The following is a 23123-nucleotide window of genomic DNA, read 5'->3' as shown; positions in this document are numbered from 1 at the left end:
GGGCGAAACCGGCCGAACGGGAATCCGAGCACGGCATTGCCCATCAGCATCGTCACGCGGCTGTTGTCGGCGAAGGCCGCGCTTCCCTGCGCCTCGGAGGTCCGGCCGAAGTCGAGCTCGAATCCGAAACCGCCGCCCATCGTGGACGCCATCGAGGCGCCGATCGTCGTCACCTTCACGGCATCGTCCCTCGTGGCGAACGACTGCCCGATGAAGGGCGTGAACACGGTGTCGGCGCGCGCCGGCGCCGGATCCGCGGCGCAGACCGCCGCCATCGCCATCGCGATGACCATGCATCGCGCCCGCTTCTTCCACCCCGGATTCTCGATTTCGGCACCTCCACGTCGATGACGCGCATCGAAGCGCGCATCGGGGCATCATAGCAGTCACTCTATAATTGCTTCATGCCCGCTCCCCCGAACTCCACCCGGCCGATCGCTCCCGTCCAGCCGCCTGCCGTCCCGCGGGAGACCTCGGTCGCAGGGCCGGGGCACGCGCGCGCCGACGCGGTCGTCTGCGAGCGGTGCGGCGCCGAGATGTTCCGCATGCACGCCGTCTGGCGCTGTCCCGCCTGCCGCTACAAGACCGACTGCTGCGGCTGGTGATGGATCGGCTCCGATCCCGGGTACGAACGGATTCCCACGAGTTCCGCGCCAACCGCGCCGCCATGACGGCGCTGGTCCGCGAGCTCGCCGAGCGCCGGGCCGCCGCTCGCGAAGGCGGCGGCCCGGCAGCGCGCCAGCGGCTGCACGGCCGGGGCATGCTGACGGCGCGGGAGCGCATCGACCGGCTGCTCGACGCGGGATCGCCCTTCCTGGAGCTGGCGCCGCTGGCCGCGTACGGGATGTACGACGGCGCGGCGCCCGCCGCCGGACTCGTGACGGGAATCGGGCGCGTGTCCGGGCGCGAGGCGCTGATCGTGGCCAACGACGCCACCGTGAAGGGCGGGACCTACTTTCCCGTCACGGTCAAGAAGCATCTGCGCGCGCAGCAGATCGCCGCCGACAACCGCCTGCCCTGCCTCTACCTCGTCGACTCGGGGGGCGCCTATCTTCCGCTGCAGGCCGAGGTCTTCCCGGACCGGGAGCACTTCGGGCGCATCTTCTACAACCAGGCGCGGATGTCGGCGGCCGGCATTCCGCAAATCGCCGTGGTGATGGGGTCGTGCACGGCGGGCGGCGCCTACGTCCCGGCCATGTCCGACGAGACGATCATCGTCCGCGGGGCGGGCACGATCTTCCTCGGCGGCCCACCGCTGGTGAAGGCCGCCACGGGCGAGGAGGTGACCGCCGAAGAGCTCGGCGGCGCCGACACGCACACGCGGGTGTCCGGGGTCGCGGACTACCTGGCCGAGGACGAGGAGCACGCCCTGCGTCTGGCCCGCACCGTCGTGTCGACGCTGCCCGCCGCCCCCGCCGCGTCCGGCGCCCCGGACCGCACGGCCCCGGAGGACCCGGCCTGCGACCCGGACGAGCTGCTGGGGGTGGTGCCGCCGGATCCGCGCAAGCCCTACGACGTTCTCGAGGTCATCGCGCGCCTGGTCGACGGCTCGCGCTTCGACGAGTTCAAGGCGCGCTACGGTCCCACCCTGGTCACGGGTTTCGCCCGGTTGCACGGGTTGCTCGTCGGCCTGATCGCCAACAACGGAGTGCTTTTCTCGGAATCGGCTCTCAAGGCGTCCCACTTCATTCAGCTCTGCAACCGGCGGGGCGTGCCGCTGGTGTTCCTGCAGAACATCACCGGCTTCATGGTGGGCCGCGAGTACGAGCGGCGCGGCATCGCCAAGGACGGCGCCAAGATGGTCAACGCCGTGGCGAACAGCGTCGTCCCCAAGGCGACGGTGATCATCGGTGGGTCGTTCGGCGCCGGCAACTACGGCATGTGCGGGCGCGCCTACGACCCGCGCTTCCTCTGGACCTGGCCGAACGCCCGGATCTCCGTGATGGGGGGCGAGCAGGCGGCCGGGGTGCTCGCAACCGTCAAGGCCGACCAGGCGGCCCGTGCGGGAAGCAGCCTCACCGACGCGGAGGTCGAGGCGATCCGCTCGCCGATCCGGGAGAAGTACGAGCGGGAGGGATCGCCGTACTACGCCACCGCGCGCCTGTGGGACGACGGCATCCTGGCCCCGGCCGAGACGCGCGACGCGCTGGCCCTCGGACTGGCGGTGGCATGCCGCGCGCCAATCGAGTCGCCGTCGTACGGCGTATTCCGGATGTAGCGTTCCATGTTCACGCGGGTCCTGATCGCCAACCGCGGCGAGATCGCAGTCCGCATCGCGCGCACCTGCCGCGCACTCGGCATTCCCGCCGCGGCGGTCTTCTCGGACGCCGACCGCAACGCGCGCCACGTCGCCGCGTGCGACGCGGCGGTGCGCATCGGCCCGGCGCCGGCGGCCGAGAGCTACCTGTCGGTCGGGCGCATCGTCGACGCCGCCCGCGCCAGCGGCGCCGACGCGGTGCATCCGGGCTACGGCTTCCTCTCGGAGGACCCGGCGCTGGCGGCGGCTTGCGACGACGCGGGGCTCACGTTCATCGGGCCGCCCGCGGACGTGATCGCCCGCTTCGGCTCGAAGATAAACGCGCGGCGCGCGGCCCGGGACGCGGGCGTTCAGGTGGTGCCGGGCGGCGAGCCCACGGATCAGTCGGAGGCCGGCATCGCCGCGGCGGCGCGGCGGACCGGGTTTCCGTTGATCCTGAAGCCCTCGGCCGGCGGCGGCGGCAAGGGGATGGTGACCGCGACCAGCGGTGACTCCCTCGAGGAAGACATCGCGCGGGCCCGGCGCGAGGCGCAGGCCACGGCGGGCGACGGCACGCTGTACGTCGAGCGGCGGATCGAGCGGCCGCGGCACGTCGAGGTGCAGGTGGTGGCGGATCGGCACGGGAGCGTCCTGCAGCTCGGCGAGCGGGACTGCTCCACGCAGCGGCGGCACCAGAAGGTGATCGAGGAGTCCCCGGCTCCGGGCCTGTCTCCCGGCCTGCGCGCCCGCCTCGCCGCCGCGGCGGTGGACGTGGCGCGCCACGCCGGCTACGAGAATGCCGGCACCGTCGAGTTCCTGATCGACGGCGCCGGCGACGACGCCGGGTGCTACTTCCTGGAGATGAACACGCGCCTGCAGGTCGAGCATCCCATCACGGAGCTCGTCACCGGCGTGGACCTCGTCGAGGCGCAGCTCGTCGTCGCCGCGGGACGGCCGCTCCCGTGGAGCGCGGCGGAGGTCGCACCCCGCGGCCACGCCGTCGAGTGCCGCGTCTACGCCGAGGACCCGGCCGCCGGCTACCTGCCGCAGGCCGGCACGATAGCCGGGTATCACGAACCGTCGGGCCCGGGCATACGCGTCGATTCCGGCGTGGGCGCAGGCAGCGACGTCCCGGTCCACTACGACCCGCTGCTCGCGAAGCTCGCCGCCGCCGGGCGTACGCGTGAGCAGGCGCGGCGCCGCGCTCACGCGGCGCTCGGAGAGTTCGCAGTGCTCGGCCTGCAGACCAACATCGGCCTCCTGCGGCGCGTTCTCGCCCACGACGCGTTCGTGGCGGCCGAAGTGCACACGGGCTTCCTCGCCGAGCACGAGAAGGCCCTGATCGGGACCGCGCCGGACGAGCTCACCCTGGCCGCCGTCGCCGCCGCGAGCGCCGTGCAGTCGAAACGAGACCACCGTACAGCCGCCGGCGGCGGCTCCGGCGCGGACCGCCATCCTCCTCGCGACGCGCGGGACGCCGGGGTCTGGAGCCGTCTGGCCGGGTGGAGGCTGGGAGCCGATGACTGAGCCTGGGCTGGAGCGGTGGCTGGTGACGTCCGGCGCGGCCAGCCTTCACGTTCGCAGCCGAAGCGGAGCCGACGACGCGGTGCTGGAAATCGAGATCGGTACCGGCGCCGCGGCACGGACGCTCACCGCCACGGTCCTCTCCCGCTCGGACGATACTTGCGTCGTTTCCATCGAGGGCCGGTCGACGGTGGTGCGGCTCGCACCGCACGGCGACGGCTTCCATGCCATGGCCGACGGCGAGACGTTCACCGTGGTGAGCGCCGCCGGGGCCGGTGCGGGCTCGCCAGCGGACGACGGTCCGAACGAGGCACAGAGCGCCGCGGCCGCGGCTCTCGACGCACTCGCCGCACCGATGCCGGCCACCGTGAGCGCCATCCTCGTGAAGCCGGGCGCGGTCGTGGAGGCAGGCGATACCCTGCTGCGGCTCGAGGCGATGAAGATGGAGCTGGCGATCCGCGCCCCCGTCCCGGGCCGGGTCGCGACCGTCGCGTGCCAAGTCGGCGACCTGGTGCAGCCGGGTCGGCCGCTCGTTACCCTGGAGTCGGCTGCGGGGAAGGCAGCGAGGACACACGACTGAATCTGCTGGTGCGCCCCCGTCGAGCCCGGTACCGACGCCATCACGGAGGGATTCTTCAGGGAACGACGGGTGTGCCCGCTGGTAAAATTGGCTTGATGCGCCTCACCCACGTCACCGTAAGGAACTGGCGGAACTTCAAGCAGGCAGACTTCGATCTTCAGGATCGGATGTTCGTAATCGGACCCAACGCATCCGGAAAATCGAATCTTCTTGATGCACTACGTTTTCTCAAGCATGTCGCATCACCGGGCGGGGGCTTCCAGGACGCCGTAGCGCGCCGGGGCGGGATGGCGCGCATCCGGTGCCTGGCGGCACGGAATTTCAATCACGGTCGCGTCACGCTGCGGATCACGATCGGCGATGAATCCAACCCAACACGATGGTCGTACGAAGTCACGTTCACGGCAGAGCCGCGGGGGCTTCACCGGCCGATCCTCAAGAAGGAGATCGTCACGAGCGAGGGTCGGGAACTGCTCGCAAGACCAAGCGCGGATGACAGGGTCGATGCGGAACGAATGACCCAGACGCATCTCGAGCAGGTGAATGCCAACCGCGACTTCCGTCCAATCGTCGAGTTCCTGAGGTCGATACGGTACCTCCATCTCGTGCCGCATCTCATTCGCGATCCTGAGCGAGGCGCGGATCGCATCGAAGACCCTTATGGAGCCGATTTCCTGTTCAGGATGGCCGAAACGCCCAAGAAGACCCGCGTCCGGCGTCTGCACCAGATCAACCAGGCCCTGAGAATCGCCGTCCCCCAACTGGACGAGTTGAACCTGGTGCAGGACGATATCGGCCGCTGGCATTTGGAGGCCCGGTACGAGCACTGGAGACCGCAACCGGCTGTGCAGAACGAACGGGACTTCTCGGACGGCACCCTGCGCCTCATCGGCCTCCTGTGGTCGTTGCTGAGCGGAGGCAAGGGTGGCGGGCCCGTGCTGCTCGAGGAACCTGAGTTGTCTTTGCACTCTTCGGTCGTGCGGCAGCTACCCGCAATCCTCAACCGCGTTCGCCGAGCGGGGGGCCCTCAAGTGCTGCTCACGACCCATTCCAACGAAGTGCTTGCCGACGAAGACCTCGATACGGACGAGGTCGTGATTCTGAACCCCGGCGAGGAAGGCACTGAAGCGCAAACCGCCACCTCGCTGCCCGATGTCCAGCCCTTGCTCGACAGCGAGTTGAACCTCGCAGAGATCCTCTCCCCGCGCACGGAACCGGACGCAGTGCAGGAACTCCCCAGTCGGATCGCCCAGCGGTGACGACTGTCTACTTCGCGGTGGAGGGACGTACGGATGTCCCCGTCGCACAGCGTTTGATCCGCTGGGTTGGATTGCAGCCGCAAGAAGCGATCGTGGCGGAACGAGGATCCAAGAACTCTCCCAGCCTCCGCAGAACAATCGCTGCACTCCGAAGACTGGTCGATGAAGGAATCTGGGCCTGACGCAACGAGGGACGCGTCAGGAAGCCGCCGCGCTCCCGGCCGCGTCCTCGGCCGCCTTCGCTTCCGGCTGCGGCTCCGGCGGGACGACGTCCTCGAAGGCCTCCATGTCGATGGCGTCGTAGTCCGGCGGGCAGCCGAAGTCGCGGGGCTGGGGCGCCGTCGGGTTGCCCACGGTGACGCACAGGCCGCAGCCGATGCACTTGTCGACGCGCACGGCGCAGACCATCCGCCCGTAGACGTCCGGCTCCTCGATGATGCAGTCCTCCACCGGGCAGGCGGCCTGGCAGATGGAGCAGGCGAACGCGCCGAAGCAGCGCTCGGGGTCGATGACGGCGATCTTCTTCGGCGGCTTCTTGCGAGGCCGGTTCATCATCTTGGTCCACATGGCGGCCCCATTATAGCGGACTTGCTGCCAACGCCCCGTCGACGACCGGGAACCCGCGGTGAAATCCTCGCGGGCTCCCGCCGCGGATCTCTCAGGTCGAGCGGCCCCGCGCGGCGATGGCCCACACGGCCTCGACGGTACCGTTGCGGACGGCGTACATCTGATCGTACAGGTTCACCACCGGATCGCAGTGCGAGACGATCAGCTCCAGCTTGTCGCCGACCGCATAGGTCCGGCTGGCGTCGCTCTCGTAGCGGATCGAGCCGAACTCGTCCGACCCGGACGTGTAGCTCATGCCGGTCTCGCCCTTGATCCGCGCCCACGGGCGGTTGATGGTGCACGCCTTGGCGCCGGCGTCGGTCGTCGCCCGCCCCTCGTACTGCGCGTTGAGCACCGTGGTCAGAATGGTCAGGGCCGGCTGGAAGTCGCTGTAGACATCGGGATCGTCGGCCCCGCCGATGTCGATGTACTGTGCGTCCATGAAGACGTAGCTGCCGACCTGCACGTCGGTCAGGCCGGGCGTCTGGTGGTCGATGTTGTAGGTGCCGGTCCCGCCGCCGCTGAAGATCTCGGTGTTCAGGCCGGAGCGTTGGAACCGCTCGCGGGTCTCGGCCGCCGCCGCCAGCCGCTCCAGCGTCTGCGACTGACGCGCCTCGAAGCCCTTGACGTGCTGGGATCCGCCGTCGTAGCAGAGCATGCCGCGCAGCCGCAGCCCGGGCAGCCGGTCGACGAGTTGGGCCAGCTCCAGGGCCGGCGCGCCCGGAGTGATCCCGGTCCGGTGACCGCCCGGGTCCACGTCGACGACGATGTCGGCCACGACCCCGGCCGCCTCGGCCGCCGCGGAGAGATCCCGTGCGTTAGCGGCGGTGTCGGTGGTCTGGACGAAGCCGTCGCACCATTTCCGCAGGCTCATCGCACGGCGGATCTTCAGCGGCGTGACGTTGCTCGTCGTGAGCAGCAGCTTGTCGATGCCGTGGTCGAAGAGCACCTGCGCCTCGCTCACCTTGGCGACGCAGATCCCGACCGACCCGGTTTCGAGCTGCAGGCGGGCGATCGCCGGGCACTTGTGGGTCTTCGCGTGCGGCCGGCTCGCGATGCCGTTGCTCGTCACGGTGCGCTGCATGGTAGCGATGTTGGCCTCGAGCGCGTCGAGATCCACCACGAGCGCCGGCGTGTCGAGATCCCACATCGACAGACCGAGCGGGGTCAGCTCGCCCCCGGACTGCTCCGCGCGGCGGGCCATTTCAGCCCCCGTGTAGCCGTGGACCGCGGAGGGCACCCAGACGGCGGCGCCGGCGCCGGCCGTCTGCAGGAAGTGGCGACGTGAGAAGGGCATGGTCATGGGGCTGTTTTACTCCATTTCGCTCGGTATCGCCAGATGTACCAGGACTGCGGTTGCGAGCAGCACTGCCGCGGCCAGCGTCAACTCCAGGCGGGCGGAGCGCAGCAACGCCCGCGCGCCGGTCCCGGTCCCGAGGCGCGGGAGCAGTATCCGCCAGTTGTACGCGCCGATCGCGCCCGTAGCCAGGAAGAGGACCACCTTGAGCAACAGGACGCGGCCGTAGCCGGTCGTCCGGAGATCGGCGAACGCAGTGACATAGAAGACTGCCGTGACGATCCCCGACACGGCGATCAACCCGACCGCGGCCACCGCCAGCGGCGAGAACCGGCCCGCGAGGACGACCGTGGGGGCCTGACCCGCCGGTCGACGCGCCAGTCCGGACACGATCGCCACCAGGGCGGCCAGCGCGCCGATCCACGCACCCGCCCCGATCCCGTGGGCGACCTGCGCGACCCAGGGCAGGCGGGATTCGAAGCTCATGGCGTGCCCGGTCAGCGGGAGGGTGATCCAGGCGCCGGCCACGGCCACCGCGGCGATCCACCAACCTCGCCGGGGACTCCACCGCCACGCGGCGGCCGACACGCCCGCCAGCACTGCGAATCCGGCCTGCGGTTGCCAGCGACCGCCCCATCGGCTGTCGATGCCGACGACCCGAACGAGCTCCAGCGTCACCGGCTCGTCGAGTCCGAAGACGGACCAGGTCTGCGCGTAGAGCCGAGCCGCCGTGCCGGCGAGAAGCATTGCCGCCGAGCCCGCGGCCAGCGCGCCGAGCCGCCGCTCGACGACACCGTCCCCGGACTGAACGAACCGGCTCGCCGAGAAAGACAGGCGACCGACCGCGACGGCCCCCGTCAGTCCGATCAACCCGGCGTAGGTGATCCACTTCGCGCCGGCCAGCAGAACAAGTGCGAAGGTCTCGCCGTCCATGGCGGCGTGCGACGCTCTGCCGCTAGTCGGCCGCGCGGACCGTGAACGAGAAGTCGCCCCGCTGCGTGTGCCCGTCGTCGCCGGCGGTCCGCCAGTTGACGGTGTAGGTCCCCGCTTCCAGCTTCGATGGCAGCATCGCCATCAGCGACTTGTCGTCCCGCACCTGGGTGTCGCCGAGCGTGACCGCGCCGCTCGCCCCCTCGAGAGTCAGCCGGCTGATGGCCGGATCGGGCGCCTGCGTGAACCAGATCTGAACGTGGTGCGGCGACTCCGCCAGGACGGCGCCGGCCTCCGGCAGCGTCTTCTGCACCACCATGTGCGCCGTGACGAACGCGACCGACGCGACGACCAGCACGAGACACCATCCCAAGGTCTTCATGGGCTCCATCGTTGTCCCTCCCTTTCTCTCGTACCGCTTCCCGGCGCACCCTCGCGAACCGCACCGTCGTGTAACGAGCGATACACCGCTCCCCCGCCTCAGAAACCGACTTCCGCGCCGATGAACGCGCTCCGGCCGAGCTCGGCGATTCGGATGCGCGTGAACGGATTGAACGAGTTCAGGTGGTTGACGTAGTACTGGTCGGTCAGATTCTGCACGCCGGCCCGCAGCGTCAGTCCCTCGTTCATCCGTACGCCGGCCATCACGTCGATCGTCGTCCAGCCTTCGGTGGGCACCTCGAACCGCGCCGCGGCGACGCGCTCCTGCGCCCCCGTGTTCGTGACCAGCACTTCCAGCCAGCGGGTCCGGGCCGGATTGTGAATGTCGAGTGCGTACTGCTGCTCGAACGGCGGCACGCCGAACAGCGGCTCGTCGAACAGCAGATCCTCGGCCCGCACGTACGACCAGGCGCCCCGCAGGTCGATCCAGGGGCCGGCGGCGGAGGTCGCGGTGAGATCGAAACCGGCGAACCGCGCCGCATCCGCCTGCACGTAGCGGAAGAGCTGGTCCGGGCTGAGCGGCAGGCGCTTGGCCAGGTTCGGGTCGGCGGCGACCGTGATGTAGTCGTCGACGTTGCGCAGGAAGACGTCCAGGGCGACCGTGGCCTGCGCGGCGCGGAACGTGGTCCCCGCGTTCAGCTCCAGGCTCTTCTCCGGCACCAGGTGCGGGTTTCCCACGAATTCCGCCGCCGTCTGGAACTTCACGGCCGGGAAACGATCGGCGAAGCGCTCCAGCACCGACGGATTGCGCACCGCCCGGCCGGCGCCGAGCGTAATCGACCAGGTGTCGGTCAGACGCAGGCTCGCGTTGGCGGCGGCGCTGACGCTGGTGTTGGCCTGGGCGAACCGATCGCCCGACACGAGCATCGTGCCGCCGTGCCCGTCGTGCCCGCCGTCATGGCCCGCATCGTGCCCGCCGTGCGGGTGGACGTCGTGCCCGTGAGCGCCATGCGGGTCCGCCGGCGTCATGCACAGCGCGGTGACGCAGTGGAAGTGGCCGTGCACCTCGTGCAGCTCGTAGCCGGGCACCGCGTTGTCGGCGAAGAACGAGGTCACCTGCCCCACGCGCACCTGCTCGCGGTCGACCCGCAACGTGGCGCCCACCGTGCTCCGGCCGCGGTCGACGAGCACCTGGGCATAGGCCCCGCCGTTGGTCGACATCGCATCGGGCCAGACCGGATGGTGGTCGTGGTGCACGTCTCCGGTCTCCCGATCGGTGATGGTTTGCGTGGCGTTCTGGTGCAGTCGGTAGGCGTCGAAACCCAGCTTGTAGCGAACCGGTCCCGTCTCGAGGGCGGCGTGGAATCGGCCGCCCACCGTGTCCGCCGACGTGGGCAGGTCGACGCGGATGGGGAACGGCGGCGTCCGCTGGTGATTCCGCAGCGCGGTCGGCTTGTTCTCGTTGTTCATCAGGTGGTCTTTGCGGTTCACGTACGCCCGACCCACGATCTCCGTGAGCACGTCCGCCGTCGGGGTGTGCGAGAACTCCACCGCGTGCGACTGCGTTTCGAAGAAAGTCGCGTCGAGCAGGCGACCCGGGTAGTCGATGTCGTTCTGCCGCTGGAAGCCGCCGCTGTATTCGAGGAGCGTCTCGCTGCCGACGCGGGCGCCGAGGTCCCAGCGCGTATCGTACGACTCGTAGTCTCCCTGCACCGTGTCGCCGTTGCCGTCGGTGTAGTCGCCGCCGAGCCTGGTGTTGTGCTGGAACGCGAATCGCACCCGGTCCGAGCTGCCGTACAGGTTGGCGAACCCGTCGTTGGCGCCCCCGTTGCTGCCGTAGTTGTAGCCCGCGCGGCCGCCGAGCCGGAGGTCGCCCGCGCCGAACGCGGGCTTGAACGTCTCGGCCTGGATCGCACTGAGCGTACCGGCGCCCCAGGTCAGCGCGTACGGTCCCCGCACCACGCGCAACGATTGCAGCGCATGCGGACTGATGTGGCTGAGCGCCGAGTCCATGCGCGCCGGACCCGCCGCGAACGTGCGGGTCCCGTCGACGAAGACCCCGATCTGCTCGGCATACAGCCCGCGGATCGACGGATCGAGGTTGATCGATCCGCGGCGCACCGCGGTGACCCCCGCATGGCTGCGCAGCGACCGCGCGAGGTCCTGGGCGACGCGCCGCTCGATCTCCGACGCCGGCGTGACGAGCTCCGTCGCCAGCTCCGGCATGAGCGCGGTGACGCTCACCTCCTGGGAGAACGAACCGACCTCGAGCGTGATGGCGATGTCCACCACCCCGTGACCGGCCGTGAGCCGCTCCTCGTGCATCGAGAACCCGAGCAGGCTCGCCGCGAGGAGGTAGTCGCCGGCCGGGACGCCGTCGAACACGAACCCGCCGGTCCGATCCGTGACCGTCGACGCCGCGAAGGCACCTCCGTCCGTCCGCAGAACGATGGTGGCGCCGGGCAACGCCAGTCCCTGCGCATCGGTCACCGAGCCCGTCACCGCCCCGCGATCCTGGGCGTACAGGGCCGTGGAAGCCACCAGGCCCGTCAACAGGAGCGCCAGCGGCGGCACGCACGAGAGACGGGCCGCCCCGCGCGTACCGGAACACACCGTATGCACCTCGATACCTCCATGCACGCCGGCCGTCAGCGCATCGCACGGGCCCGGAGCCCGAACGCGGCCAACGGAGGCGCGACAAACCGCTGCACGAACAGAAAGAAATGGAGCGGGCGAGAGCCGACTCAGGCTCGCGGCGGTGGAGGTGAGGGGGCGACGGCCAGCGAGCCGGCGCTGTAGCGAGTCTCCGCGACCCGAACACCGCTCAACGGGTCGGACGCAAGTTCGAACTTGTCGGGGGTGAAACCGGTGAGGCCGACCATGCCGATGAGCGCATCGTCCAGGGAGTTGCAGCCGAGCATGCGCGGCTGTTGCTGCGCGGCGTCCGACTCGTCCGTGCGCCCGTCGTGCTTCATGGGGCACATCGCGCCGTGCTCGCCCCCTTCACAGCAGGCGGGCACCGCGGTTCCGTCCGCGGCCATCACCGCCTGGCAGCACAACGCCGCGGGCAGCAGCGCCAGGGCGGCGAGCTTCCAGACGATGACGGCGGCAATGGCACCGCTACGGAGCGCGCGAACGGAGCGCATGCTCATTTGCTCTACGCGACGACTACCCGATCATGATACCCCGTTTCCGGAATGCGGGTCGTCACTGATCAGCGGCGCGCGGCACGTCGCGCAGGCGTTCCTGGACCGTGCCCGGAATGCCCAGGTCCGTATTGGCGCCCAGCCGCCGCAGCAGCGCCGCGGTCTCCGGCCAACTCTGGAACTGGAACGACTGCTTGGATCCCTCGGCCAGCCGGTAGGCAGTGCGCCCCTTGAAGTCGCGGGCGTCGATGTCCGCCCCCTGCTCCACCAGATACGTCACCACCTCGTCGAGGCCGCGGAAAGCGGCGCCGTGCAGCGCATTGAAGTCGGCTTCGTTGACCCGGTCGATCTCCGCGCCGGCCTCCAGCAGTACCCGGACCGCCGCCTCGGCGCTCGGCGACCGCGCGCCGCGCGGCTGCCGCGGCCGGTACGTCGACCGCCCGAGGCCCGCCGCGGCCATGAACGGCGTCGTCCCGTCGTCGGTGGTCAGGTGCTGGTCCGCGCCGGCGTCGAGCAGCGCGCGGATGATCGCGGCGCTGTCCCTGACGTAGTCGGCGGCGGCGCCCTCCGGCACGGTGGGCCGGTTCGCCTCGTGGGCCGCGACCCACAGCGGGGTGGCGCCGCGCAGATCGCCCGTTCCGCAGGCGAACGGCTCGAACGCGCCCTTGCGCGGGTAGCCGATGTAGTCCATCAGCATCGCCGACGCGCCGATACGCGCGTTCGGGTCCGCGCCGCGTGCGAGCAGCGCCTCGACCAGCGGCAGCGCACGGCTTGCGTGCAGGCCCCGGCGCCCGAACGGGCTGCGCCGGCGGCTGTCGCCATGGCTCCGCCGCCAGTCGCCGTGCCAAGTGGTGACGCTGCCGGCCGCCGCGTGCAGGGCCCGCACCCCGCCCATCGAGCCGTTGGGATCCGCGCCCCGGTCCAACAGATGCAGCGCGAAATCGTCGTGGCCGACGACGATGGCATACACCAGCGCGTGCGTTCCATCCACACCGGTTTCGTTCACGTCGACGCCCGCGGCAAGGAGCATGTCGGCCAGCGCCACGTCGCCGTTGTGCGTCGCATAGAGCAGCGGCGTGAACCCGTCCGCGGTGGAGGCATGCGGGTCGGCCCCGGCGGCGAGCAGCGCCCGCGCGACGGTGGGGTGCGATCCCGCCACCGCCCACATCAGCGCCGTGCTGCGTGTCTCGGTCGTGGCCGCGTTGACGTTCGCCCCATGCCGCAGGAGGGTCTCGACCACCGGCAGGTCGCCGGTCCGCGCCGCCGCCATCAGCGGGGTCAACCCGCTCGTCCGCGCCGCGCGCGTGCCGGCGCCGGCCGCCAGCAGCCTTTCGAGCATCACGAGGCTGGCGTTCTCCGCCGCCCGCTCGAGCGGCGTGACGCCGTTGTCGTCGGCCGCGTCGACGTCGGCCCCGGCCCGGAGCAGCAGGTCGACCATCTCCAGGTCGTCCCGATGCGCGGCCCACAAGAGCGCGGTGGCGCCGTCCGCCCGGCGCGCATCCACGTCGACGCCCTCGCCGACGAGCGACCGCACCGCGGCGGCATCTCCACTCGCCGCGGCCGAGATCAGCCGCAGATCCTGTCCCCCGGCCGTGTCCGGCAGAGTGGCGACCCCCAGCAGCAACACCCACGGGACCAGCCGACGCGAAGCCGAATCGCCCATCGTTGCCTCCTCGCCTTCGACCGGGTGAATCGAACGACCCCGACCCCGCCACTATAGGCCATACGATAGGATCCGGCTTCATGCCCTCCGTATACGAAGAGACCTACCGTCGCGCGCGGGAGAACCCGCGGGAATTCTGGGCCGCCGCCGCGGAGCCGCTCTACTGGCACCGCCGCTGGGACACGGTGCGCGACGACGCGAATCCGCCCTTCCACCGCTGGTTCGCCGGAGGACGGATCAACACCTGCTACAACTGCCTCGACCGCCACATCGATCGCGGCCGCGGCAAGCAGCCCGCACTGATCTACGACAGTCCGGTGACAGGCACGGTGCGCCGGTTCACGTTCGCCGAGCTGCGCGACGAGGTGGCGCGCGTAGCCGGCGCGCTCGCGGCGCAAGGCGTGATCGCCGGCGACCGGGTGGTCATCTACATGCCGATGGTGCCCGAGGCGGTGATCGGCATGCTGGCCTGCGCCCGGATCGGCGCGGTCCACTCGGTGGTCTTCGGCGGTTTCGCGCCGAAGGAGCTGGCCGCCCGCATCGACGACGCGCAGCCGAAGCTGATCCTGTCGGCTTCCTGCGGCATCGAGGTCGGCCGGGTGGTGCCTTACAAGCCGCTGCTGGACGCTGCCATCGAACTCTCGACTCACAAGCCCGAGCGGACGATCATCCTCCAGCGCCCGCAGGCCGAGGCCCCGCTCGTCGACGGCCGCGACCTCGACTGGCGCGCGGCATGCGACGGCGCCGAGCCGGCCGACTGCGTGCCGGTGGCCGCGACCGATCCGCTCTACATCCTCTACACCTCCGGCACCACCGGCGTGCCCAAGGGGGTGGTGCGCGACAACGGCGGGCATGCCGTCGCGCTGCACTGGAGCATGGAGCACGTCTACGGCGTCGGCGCCGGCGAGGTCTACTGGGCCGCGTCGGACATCGGCTGGGTCGTGGGCCATTCCTACATCGTCTACGCGCCGCTGCTGCGCGGCGCGACCACCGTCCTCTACGAGGGCAAGCCGGTCGGCACGCCCGATCCCGGCGCCTTCTGGCGCGTGATCGAGCAGCACGGCGTCAACGTGCTGTTCACGGCGCCGACCGCCTTCCGGGCCATCAAGAAGGAAGACCCCGAGGGCGCGTACCTGCGCAAGCGCGACCTGTCGCGATTCCGGACCCTCTTCCTGGCCGGCGAGCGGTGCGATCCGGACACCCTGATCTGGGCGCGCGACCGCCTCGGCGTACCGGTCATCGACCACTGGTGGCAGACGGAGACCTCGTGGGCGATCGCCGCCAACTGCGTCGGCCTGGGCACGCTGCCGGTCAAGCCGGGCTCGCCCACGCGGGCCGTCCCCGGCTATGACGTGCAGGTGCTCGACGAGGACGGCAACGAGGTGCCGGCCGGGCAGATCGGGGCACTCGTCGTGAAGCTGCCGCTGCCGCCCGGTTGCCTGCCGACCCTCTGGAACAACGACGACGGCTACCGGCAGTCGTACCTGTCGCGCTACCCCGGCTTCTACGTGACCGGCGACGCCGGCTACAAGGACGACGCCGGCTACCTTTTCATCATGAGCCGCGTCGACGACATCATCAACGTGGCCGGGCACCGCCTCTCGACCGGCGGGATGGAAGAGGTGCTCGCCTTCCATCCCGACGTGGCCGAGTGCGCGGTGGTCGGGGTGGCCGACGCCATCAAGGGCGAGATCCCGATCGGCTTCGTGGTCACCAAGGCGGGCGTCACGCGGGGAGCGGACGAAATAGTACCGGAGCTGGTGGAGCGTGTCCGCGCGTCGATCGGCCCGGTCGCCGCGTTCAAGACCGCCGCGCTCGTGCCGCGGCTTCCCAAGACGCGGTCGGGCAAGATCCTGCGCGGCACCGTCAAGAAGATCGCGGACGGCCAGCCGTACACGACGCCGGCGACGATAGACGACCCGGCGATTCTCGACGAGATCACCGAGGCGCTCCGGGGCCTCGGCTACCCGAAGAACGCCGGGTAGGCCTGCGGACCGGGCCGCTTCTCGGAAACGACGGATCGTACGCATGGGATCACACCGCGCACCGGTGGCCGTCGAGCCGGGACAGGTCGAAGCGCGGCTGCGCCGCTACTTTCCCGCCCCGCATTACGCCGCGGTCGTAGCGGCGTGGCTGTTCGGGAGCCACGGCGAGAAGCGAGCCCACCGCGAGAGCGACGTGGACGTCGGCGTGCTGCTCGATAGACGCCTGTTGCCCACGGCCGCGCAACGTTTCGACCTGCGCTTGCGGCTGACGAGCGATCTCATCCATGCGCTCGGCAGGAACGAGGTCGACCTGGTCGTGCTCAACGACGCGCCGCCGCTCCTGGCCCGCAGGATCCTGCGTACCGACATCGAGCTCTTCTGCAGCGACCGCGACCGGAGTCGCGACTTCCGCCGCGACGTTCAGATCCGGGCCGCCGAGCTCGCACCGTTCCTCGAGCGGTACCGGCGGATGACGCTCGACGCACTCGGCAGATGACGTTCCTGGTCGAGCGCCTGTCGGAGCTGAACAAGCACCTCGACCACCTGGAAGAGTTGCGGCCGCGGATCTCGACGCCCGCCCTGCGCCGCGACCTTGTCGCATGGACCAGACACACACGGAAACACTCGACCAAAGGAAGACACTGCGATGGCCGTGAATCCAATTCCCGAGGGCTACCACACCGTTACGCCGTACCTCGTCGTCACCGACGTCGATCAGCTCCTCGACTTCCTCAAGGCGGCGTTCGACGCCACGGAGAAGGAACGCATTCCCAGCCAGGACGGAGCGACCGGACACGCGGAGGTCACTATCGGCGATTCGTGCGTGATGATGGGCAGGGCGCAGGGCGAGATCCCCGTGCTTCCGGGCATGCTCTATCTCTACGTGCCGAACACCGACGCCACCTACGAGCAGGCGCTCGCGGCCGGGGCGACCTCGCTCCAGGAGCCGACGGACATGTTCTATGGCGACCGCAACGCCAGCGTGAAGGACCCGGCCGGCAACCTCTGGACGATCGCCACGCGCCAGGAGGACCTGCCCCCGGAAGAGTTGGCCGAGCGCGCGAAGAAGCACATGCGCTGAGCCTGCTGCGACTGCTCGACAGCTCGACGGACGGCGCGAACCCGGTGTCGGCGCTTCACGGGGCCGACTGGTCGCTCTATCTCAATTTTGCCCGTGGAGTCCCGGCACGGGCTGTAGCGCGGCTTGGTCCACGAGCGTGTCGAACTGCGCCTTCAGAGCCCGAGCGAGGTGGCCGTCCGTGATGACCGTGCCTGCCTCGATGTTTCGCTTGTGGGCGGCCTCCGTGAAGTTGGCCGAGGTGATGAGGGTCCGGCGGTCGTCGATGACGATGCACTTGGCGTGGAGGCAAGCGCGCGTCTTGCCCTCGGTCGCCAGAGACCGGGGGTAGTAGAAGGTCTCGGGAAGTCGCTTGCCCGGCCACAGGTCGTGCTGGAAGGTGTCCGCGAACTCCCGCAGGAGAACGGCGTCGACGGTGTTGTCCCGCTGTTTCCGATGGCGTACTTCGTGCCGCTGGCAGGGGCGGCATGTGCGCCTCGTCCAGGATGAACAGGGAGCCCCCCTGAAACTCCCCGAGCCAGTCTCGCAACGCACCGGCGTAGGTCTCGTTTCGGATGAGGGCCTGCGAGACGATGAAGCGGCTGTGGGTCGTCCACGGGTTGACGCTGTAGCCCCGTTCCTGCCGCTTGGCGGTCACGTAGTCGCGGTCGTAGATCACGAACGTCAAGCCGAACCGCTGGTCCATCTCGTCCTTCCACTGCCGCACGACGGAGGGCGGACAGCAGATGACGGTACGGCGGACCTTCTGGCGCATGAGCATCTCCCGGAGGATCAGCCCCGCCTCGATGGTCTTCCCGAGCCCGACCGAGTCGGCGATGAACAGATTGACCCGGGGCATGAGCAGCGCCTTGCGGAGCGGCTCCAGTTGGGAACGCCTTCACCTCGATGCCGGCCCGGTAGGGGGCCTGGAAGAGCCGCGGGTTGGTGGAGGTCACGCAGTGCCACCGCAGCGTGTTCAGATAGGCCGAGAACAGGTGTGGTTCGTCGAAGCCGCGGCTGGCGATGGCCTGCCAGTTCGCGCCGTCAACGACCTGGGCGTCGACCTCGGTGTCCCAGAGCACCTCCAGTGGCTCGCCTGGCGCATCGTCCTCTACGCAGGAGAGGCGCACGAGAGGGCTGTCGGCTGGCGGTCACGCGACGTCCTGCAGCCTGCTCGCCAGATCACGTCCGGCAGTGGCCGGAGGCAACGGTTTTCCGTCAGCGCGATACAGGTCGATGGTCTCTTCCACAATCACACACAACTCCGCGAAGACAGCGCGTTCATCCGGCCCATGGCATCCCCCGAGGAAGAGACCGGGGCAGCTCGCCACGTAGCAGCCGTCCTCATCCGACCATTCCACGATCTTGAAGTACCGCGCGCTCTCCTTCATCGCTGCGACTCCTCGACGGCTCGACGGACAGCGAGAATCTGATATCGGCGGGCGTCGTCGCCAAGCCGCCCCGCTATCGTAACGGGTCTGGCTACATTCGGGTGTACGAAGTTCCGATGATCTCCCTTCCCTCCACGGTCCACGAAACCCGCGCGCTCCAGTTCCGCAACCAACTCCCGAATCTTCGGAGGCATGGCGGCTCTTCGTTCAGCCTACCGCAGCACCGTGCTCATCGGCGCGCCGGCGTAGCCGGTCATCTCCAGGTAGCCCGACCCGGCGACGGGAGCGCCGCGGCGCGTGCCCCGCACGTCGATCGCGCCCTCCCAGTAGGTGACGCCGGTGGACCGCCCGGTCTGCAGCTCCTGGGCATCCACTGCCGCCGTCACGTCGAGGTCGAGCCCGTGCGGCGGGATCTCGATGCGCCACGCCACAGGATAGGCGGCGCCGCTGGCGGGGGACGTCCATCGGCGGCCCGGTGTCAGGCGGAAGTCGTCGACCTGCAGATGGACCCTGCCCTCCGGTACCACCAGCGTGCCGCTCGACCGTAGATCGCGCGCGCCGTCGATCCTGCGCATGACGTAGACCATCAGGTCGGTCCCGTCGTCGAGCTGGATCGAGAACCAGTCCCAGCCCGCCTGGGCCGGCTCCAGGAAGCTGGTCCCGAACTCGTGGTCCATCCAGCTCAGTCCCTCCACGTCGAACGTCTCGCCGCCGACCACGAGTCGGCCGGTCGTCCGCAGGCGCGTCAGCGAGTAGTAGTGGGAGGCGTTGCCCACTTCGGCCCCCTTCTGGCTGAAGCCGTTCACGCCGTGCAGCACCGGCGGCGCGGCCGGGGCCAGGCGCAGCTCGATGGCGAGGCCGCCGTCGTCGCTCGCCGCGACGAGCCGCTGGCTCCTGCGATCGCGTTCGTCCAGGGTGGCCGCCCAGCCGTCGTTCCATACGTTCAGCGTCTCGGTGCTCGCCCCGGCCCAGCCGATGCCGGCGCGGTTCAGCCGCTCGGCGACGTGGTGCCGGCCACGTTCGACATCCGTCACGGCGAAGTGCGCCATGTACAGGTCGCGCACCGCCCAGCGCGAGGGGTTCAGCGGCTCCCGGTCGACGCCGAAGCGAAAGAACGTGAGCTGGTAGCCGAACCTGCGGCCGTCCGGCGTGCGCAGGTTGCCGGTGTAGTACCACCACTCGATGCGGTGGTCCGGATGCGCCGCATGGTCGCGCGGAAAGACCAGCGAATAGCCCGGATCGGCGGCCTTCCAGGCGCTCCGATCACCGTCGCGGCTCCCCTCCTGGCCCCCCATATGCACGCCCGACGCGATCAGCGCGCCAGCCACGGCCGCCGCCCACGCGAAGCTCCCGCCACCGGGCCGCCTTCCTCCATGTCTCCCCATGTTGCCAATCCTGTCATGCCGGCGCCGCTGGCCCGCTTCGGCTCGTCGTGCCGCTGACGCGATATCGACCTCGGAATCCGTAGATGCCCTACTCCGGTGTGCCGGCGGCGTCTCCCAGCTCGAACCGCGCGGCGAGCCGGGCCGGATAGAGGCCGGCGAGCGCCGCCGCGGCCACGACGGCGACGGTCGCCTGGGCCAGGAACCCGACCGGCAGGTGGAACTGGATGGTCCAGCCGAAGCTCTGCACGTTGATCACGTAGATGAGTATCAGCGACAGGGCCAGACCGACCACGAGCCCCACGCCCTGCGTCAACGCGCCCAACACGCCCGCCTCGATCACGATCAGGCGCCGGAGCTGGCGGCTGTCCGCTCCCACCAGCCGCAGCATCGCGATCTCCCGCCGGCGCTCCAGCACCAGGGTCAGCAGCGTGGCGGCCATTCCGAACAGCGAGACGCCGATGGCGATGACCTCGAGCGCGTAGGTGATGGCGAACGTGGCATCGAAGATGCGCAGCACGGTGGCGCGCAGGTCCCCGTTGGTCGTGATGAAGATGCGCCGCTCCGGACCCAGAGCGGCGCGCAGCTCGTCGCGAACCGATTCGGCGCGGGCGCCGGGCGCCAGGTAGACGGTCAGCCCGCTCGGCCGCTCCGGCCCGAAGTGGCGCTCGAAGGTGCCGGCGTCCATCACCACCAGCCCGCGGTCGCTGGAGTAGTCGAAGTAGACCGCCGAGACCTCGAACGGCGTCGGGCCGGAGGCGGTCGGCAGGCGGATCCGGTCGCCGACGTCCGCGTCGTACCGCAGCGAGAACGCCTCGGAGACGACGACGCGGTCGCGGCCGATCGCGCCCGCCATCGCCGCCGCGCCGTCGGCCGGCGCCTTGAACTGCAGCCCGCCGCGCTCGATGCGCGTGGCGAAGCGCCCCGCCCCCACGGTGATCGTCGAGCCCCCGTAGGGCACGTCCATCCCCATGAACCCGTCGATCGCCTCCACCGCCGGATGGCCGGCGATGAGCGCCTCGGTCGCGGCCGAGATCCCCCCGCGGTCGGCTTGGGGCGACTGCCGCGCGGCCGAGACGAAGAGGTCGGCCTGCAGCGTCTGTCCGATCCAGTAGACGACGGTCTCGCGAAAGCTGCCCACCATGATGGCGATCGCCGCCATCATGGCCAGACTGACGGCGAGCGCGGCGACGGAGATGGAGAGCCTGGGAATCGCGGCGCCCAGATTGGCATGGGCCAGCCGCCCCTCCACGCGCAGCCGGCGCGCCATGACGGTCCCGCACGCCCGCCGGAATCCGAACAGCACCGCCGGCATCGCCATCCCGGCCCCCAGGACGACCGCCAGCGCCGCCAGCATCCCGAAGACCGGCAACCCGCCGACCGGCCCCTGCGCCGCGAGCCAGGCGCCGGCCGCGAACAGCGCCAGCGGGCCGGCGATGAACCGGCGCCGCAGGCGCGTCCGCGCGTCCAGGTCGTCGTCGCCGCGCACCGCGGCCAGCGGGTCCAGCCGCGCCGCCTCGAGGGCCGGCGCCGCCGCCGCGACGAGCGCGAGGGGCAGGCCGACCGCGAACGCCAGCATCACCATCCGCGGCTCGAGCGGCGGCACCGTGGCCGACGACACGATCCAGAACTGGCTGACGGTGGAGGAGGTCAGCCGGACCGCGCCGTGCGCCAGCAGCCAGCCGAGCGGCGCACCCAACGTGCAGCCGAGCAGCGCGAGCGCGCCCGCCTCCCCCAGGAACAGCCCGACCACGGCGCGGCGGGTGACGCCGAGCGTCCGCAGCAGACCGATCTCGCGGCGGCGCGTGATGACGGATACCGATACGGTGTTGTAGACCAGGAAGAGGCCGACGAGGAGCGCGATCAGGCTGAGCGCGGTCAGGTTGAACTGAAACGCGCGCAGCATACGTTCCACCTCGGCGCCCCGCGACGACGGGCGCCGGACCGCGATCCCGGCGGGCAGCCGGGACGCAATCTCCTGCTCGGCCCGCGCGACGTCGACGCCGTCGGCCAGCCGCACGTCGACCCGGTCGACCCTCCCGAGGCGTCCGACGGCCCACTGCGCCGCCGCGACGTCCATCAGCGCGAAGCCGCCGTCGAGGACGCTGGCCGGACCCTCGTCGCCGAGAATCCCCGCCACGCGCAGCGCCGACGCCCGCTCGCCGACGACCAGAGCGACCCTGTCGCCGACGTCGAGCCCGTGGCGGCGGGTGAACCGCCGGGTCAGGATGACCGACTCCGGATCGGTGAGCAGGTCCAGGAAGCCCTGCGTCGTCACCGCACGCGGCGTGTCGCCGTCGACCAGCGGATAGTCCCTGAACGGACGGTCGCGGAGGATGTCCACGCCGAGCAGCCGCACCGCCTCCAGGACCGGGTCCCCACCGGCCGGAGCGATCTCCAGCAGCACGTCGGCGTCGATCACCGGACTGACGAGGCCGTACTCCCGCAGCCATCCCAGGTCGGCCAAACGGGTCTCGTCGAGGCCGACGCCCGGCACCGCGATCTCCAGCGACGTCCGTCCGGCCAGCGCGTCGAGGGCGGTCGAAAAGCCGCGCACGGAGCTGGCGTTGGCGAGCTGGATGGCCACGACGACCGCGACGCCGACAGCGAGGCTCGCGACGGTGGCCGCGCTCCGCAACGGCTGCTGCAGGAGGCTCCTGGCGATGAAGGCGCGGAACAGCCCGGCGGGCGCCGGAGACGTCTTGTCGGGCGTCGACGGCCGTCCTGCCGTCACGGCTCGGAACCCGTCGAGCCCGCCGCGGCCAGCTCCAGGACCGAGGGATCCTCGTGCCCGTCACGACGCGACTCGACGCCCGCGATGCGTCCGTCGCGCATCGCGACCGTCCGATCCGCCGCCGCGGCCACCGCCGCGTCGTGGGTGGCGAGCAGCAGGGCCGCCCCGGACCGGCGATTGACGTCCTGCAGCAGATCGAGAATGCGTCGCCCGTTCTCGCTGTCCAGGTTGCCGGTCGGCTCGTCCGCGACGAGCAGGGCGGGCTCGTGCACGACGGCCCGCGCAATCGCCGCCCGCTGGGCCTCCCCGCCGGAGAGCTGCGCCGGCGCGTGGTCGAGGCGGTGGGAGATGCCGACCCGCTCGGCCCACTCGCCCGCCCGCGCGATCGAGTCGGACGGCTCGCGACCGGCGAGCAGCAGCGGCAGCCCGATGTTCTCGGCCACCGTCAGGGTGGGCAGCAGGTTGAAGAACTGGAACACGAAGCCGACCCGCTCGCGCCGCAGCCGTGTCAGCGCATCGTCGTCGAGCGCGGCCAGCGAACGCCCTTCGAGCCGCACCTCCCCCGCCGTCGGGCGGTCCATCGCACCGCACAGGTGCAGCAGGGTCGACTTCCCGCAGCCGGACGGGCCGACCACCGCCACGAAGGCCCCGGCGTCCAGGGTCAGGCCGACGCCGTCGAGGGCGATGACCTCGGTGTCTCCGCGACGGTAGCGCCTGCGCAGATCGCGCGCTTCGAGAACGGCCACTGCCAATCACGATACACGAGACCCGCAGCGCCGGGCGTCACCGGCGCGGCAGCGCCACGTAACCCCGACGCGCCCGCACCTCGTGCTCGCCGCCCCGCACCCGGACCTGGATGCGGCGATACCTCCCGTCGGGCGCTGGGTCGTATTCACGGCTGACGCTGCCGACGAGCTTACGGGTGGAGTTCTCGGTGGTCGGGGTGTGATTA

At 70.5% G+C, this 23123-nt stretch carries 21 protein-coding genes and 1 pseudogene; 8 read left to right on the top strand and 14 right to left on the bottom strand.

The window, feature by feature from the left end; all coding sequences use genetic code 11:
- Positions 1–293: hypothetical protein (locus F4X11_14275; GenBank protein MYN66174.1), on the bottom strand; the 293-nt coding region annotated here is incomplete at its 3' end.
- Between the two features lie 111 nt (positions 294–404).
- Between F4X11_14275 and F4X11_14270 the strand changes: the two genes are divergently transcribed.
- The 5 genes from F4X11_14270 to F4X11_14250 all read left to right on the top strand — a co-directional run bounded on the left by F4X11_14270 (position 405) and on the right by F4X11_14250 (position 5599).
- Positions 405–605: a hypothetical protein gene (locus tag F4X11_14270; GenBank protein ID MYN66173.1), complete on the top strand. Its 201-nt coding sequence runs from the start codon at positions 405–407 to the stop codon at positions 603–605.
- Positions 605–2218 (top strand): methylcrotonoyl-CoA carboxylase, encoded by a 1614-nt coding sequence (locus F4X11_14265; GenBank protein MYN66172.1) that lies wholly within the window; start codon positions 605–607, stop codon positions 2216–2218. The genes F4X11_14270 and F4X11_14265 overlap by 1 nt, the downstream gene beginning before the upstream one ends.
- A gap of 6 nt (positions 2219–2224) precedes the next feature.
- Positions 2225–3763, top strand: coding sequence for an acetyl/propionyl-CoA carboxylase subunit alpha (locus tag F4X11_14260; GenBank protein ID MYN66171.1), 1539 nt, complete (start codon positions 2225–2227; stop codon positions 3761–3763).
- Entirely contained in the window at positions 3756–4340 is a 585-nt protein-coding gene (locus F4X11_14255) for a biotin/lipoyl-binding protein (GenBank protein MYN66170.1), read from the top strand. Before F4X11_14260 ends, F4X11_14255 begins: the two co-directional genes overlap by 8 nt.
- Before the next feature lie 95 nt (positions 4341–4435).
- The gene (locus F4X11_14250; protein ID MYN66169.1) at positions 4436–5599 is read left to right on the top strand and encodes an AAA family ATPase; all 1164 of its coding nucleotides are present in this window, start codon (positions 4436–4438) and stop codon (positions 5597–5599) included.
- Between the two features lie 198 nt (positions 5600–5797).
- On the opposite strand, the gene F4X11_14245 is transcribed toward F4X11_14250, so the two are convergent.
- From F4X11_14245 to F4X11_14220, 6 genes are all read right to left on the bottom strand, one after another.
- Positions 5798–6166, bottom strand: a complete 369-nt coding sequence (locus F4X11_14245; protein ID MYN66168.1) for a hypothetical protein — start codon at positions 6164–6166, stop codon at positions 5798–5800.
- 91 nt (positions 6167–6257) lie between these two features.
- Positions 6258–7508 (bottom strand): DSD1 family PLP-dependent enzyme, encoded by a 1251-nt coding sequence (locus F4X11_14240; GenBank protein ID MYN66167.1) that lies wholly within the window; start codon positions 7506–7508, stop codon positions 6258–6260.
- Between the two features lie 9 nt (positions 7509–7517).
- A complete protein-coding gene (locus F4X11_14235) occupies positions 7518–8435 on the bottom strand; it encodes a hypothetical protein (GenBank protein MYN66166.1) in 918 nt (305 codons plus the stop codon).
- 22 nt (positions 8436–8457) lie between these two features.
- A complete protein-coding gene (locus F4X11_14230) occupies positions 8458–8823 on the bottom strand; it encodes a copper resistance protein CopC (GenBank protein ID MYN66165.1) in 366 nt (121 codons plus the stop codon).
- A gap of 89 nt (positions 8824–8912) precedes the next feature.
- A complete protein-coding gene (locus tag F4X11_14225; GenBank protein MYN66164.1) occupies positions 8913–11795 on the bottom strand; it encodes a TonB-dependent receptor in 2883 nt (960 codons plus the stop codon).
- Between the two features lie 225 nt (positions 11796–12020).
- Positions 12021–13622, bottom strand: a complete 1602-nt coding sequence (locus F4X11_14220) for a hypothetical protein (GenBank protein MYN66163.1) — start codon at positions 13620–13622, stop codon at positions 12021–12023.
- Positions 13623–13702: 80 nt separating this feature from the next.
- Between F4X11_14220 and F4X11_14215 the strand changes: the two genes are divergently transcribed.
- From F4X11_14215 to F4X11_14205, 3 genes are all read left to right on the top strand, one after another.
- Complete coding sequence (locus F4X11_14215) at positions 13703–15607, top strand: propionyl-CoA synthetase (protein MYN66162.1); 1905 nt, start codon at positions 13703–13705, stop codon at positions 15605–15607.
- A gap of 43 nt (positions 15608–15650) precedes the next feature.
- The gene (locus F4X11_14210) at positions 15651–16103 is read left to right on the top strand and encodes a nucleotidyltransferase domain-containing protein (GenBank protein MYN66161.1); all 453 of its coding nucleotides are present in this window, start codon (positions 15651–15653) and stop codon (positions 16101–16103) included.
- Between the two features lie 150 nt (positions 16104–16253).
- On the top strand, positions 16254–16688 hold the full coding sequence (locus F4X11_14205; GenBank protein ID MYN66160.1) for a VOC family protein: 435 nt from the start codon (positions 16254–16256) through the stop codon (positions 16686–16688).
- Positions 16689–16769: 81 nt separating this feature from the next.
- On the opposite strand, the gene F4X11_14200 is transcribed toward F4X11_14205, so the two are convergent.
- The 7 genes and pseudogenes from F4X11_14200 to F4X11_14170 form a co-directional block, all read right to left on the bottom strand.
- A complete protein-coding gene (locus tag F4X11_14200; protein ID MYN66159.1) occupies positions 16770–17084 on the bottom strand; it encodes a hypothetical protein in 315 nt (104 codons plus the stop codon).
- A gap of 29 nt (positions 17085–17113) precedes the next feature.
- Positions 17114–17797 (bottom strand): annotated as a pseudogene (locus F4X11_14195) (DEAD/DEAH box helicase).
- 18 nt (positions 17798–17815) lie between these two features.
- Positions 17816–18055 (bottom strand): hypothetical protein, encoded by a 240-nt coding sequence (locus tag F4X11_14190; protein MYN66158.1) that lies wholly within the window; start codon positions 18053–18055, stop codon positions 17816–17818.
- The gene (locus tag F4X11_14185; GenBank protein ID MYN66157.1) at positions 18052–18249 is read right to left on the bottom strand and encodes a type II toxin-antitoxin system HicA family toxin; all 198 of its coding nucleotides are present in this window, start codon (positions 18247–18249) and stop codon (positions 18052–18054) included. The genes F4X11_14190 and F4X11_14185 overlap by 4 nt, the downstream gene beginning before the upstream one ends.
- Positions 18250–18267: 18 nt before the next feature.
- Entirely contained in the window at positions 18268–19440 is a 1173-nt protein-coding gene (locus tag F4X11_14180; protein ID MYN66156.1) for a carotenoid 1,2-hydratase, read from the bottom strand.
- 88 nt (positions 19441–19528) lie between these two features.
- On the bottom strand, positions 19529–22171 hold the full coding sequence (locus tag F4X11_14175; protein ID MYN66155.1) for an FtsX-like permease family protein: 2643 nt from the start codon (positions 22169–22171) through the stop codon (positions 19529–19531).
- Positions 22168–22917 carry an ABC transporter ATP-binding protein gene (locus F4X11_14170; GenBank protein ID MYN66154.1) on the bottom strand — a complete coding sequence of 250 codons (750 nt, stop codon included), beginning with the start codon at positions 22915–22917 and terminating at the stop codon, positions 22168–22170. The genes F4X11_14175 and F4X11_14170 overlap by 4 nt, the downstream gene beginning before the upstream one ends.
- Between the last annotated feature and the right edge of the window lie 206 nt (positions 22918–23123).

This window comes from Acidobacteriota bacterium, assembly GCA_009861545.1.
Lineage (GTDB): Bacteria > Acidobacteriota > Vicinamibacteria > Vicinamibacterales > UBA8438 > WTFV01.
Note: the sequence above shows the minus strand (reverse complement) of the source record. Positions and strands in the feature narration are given on the sequence as shown.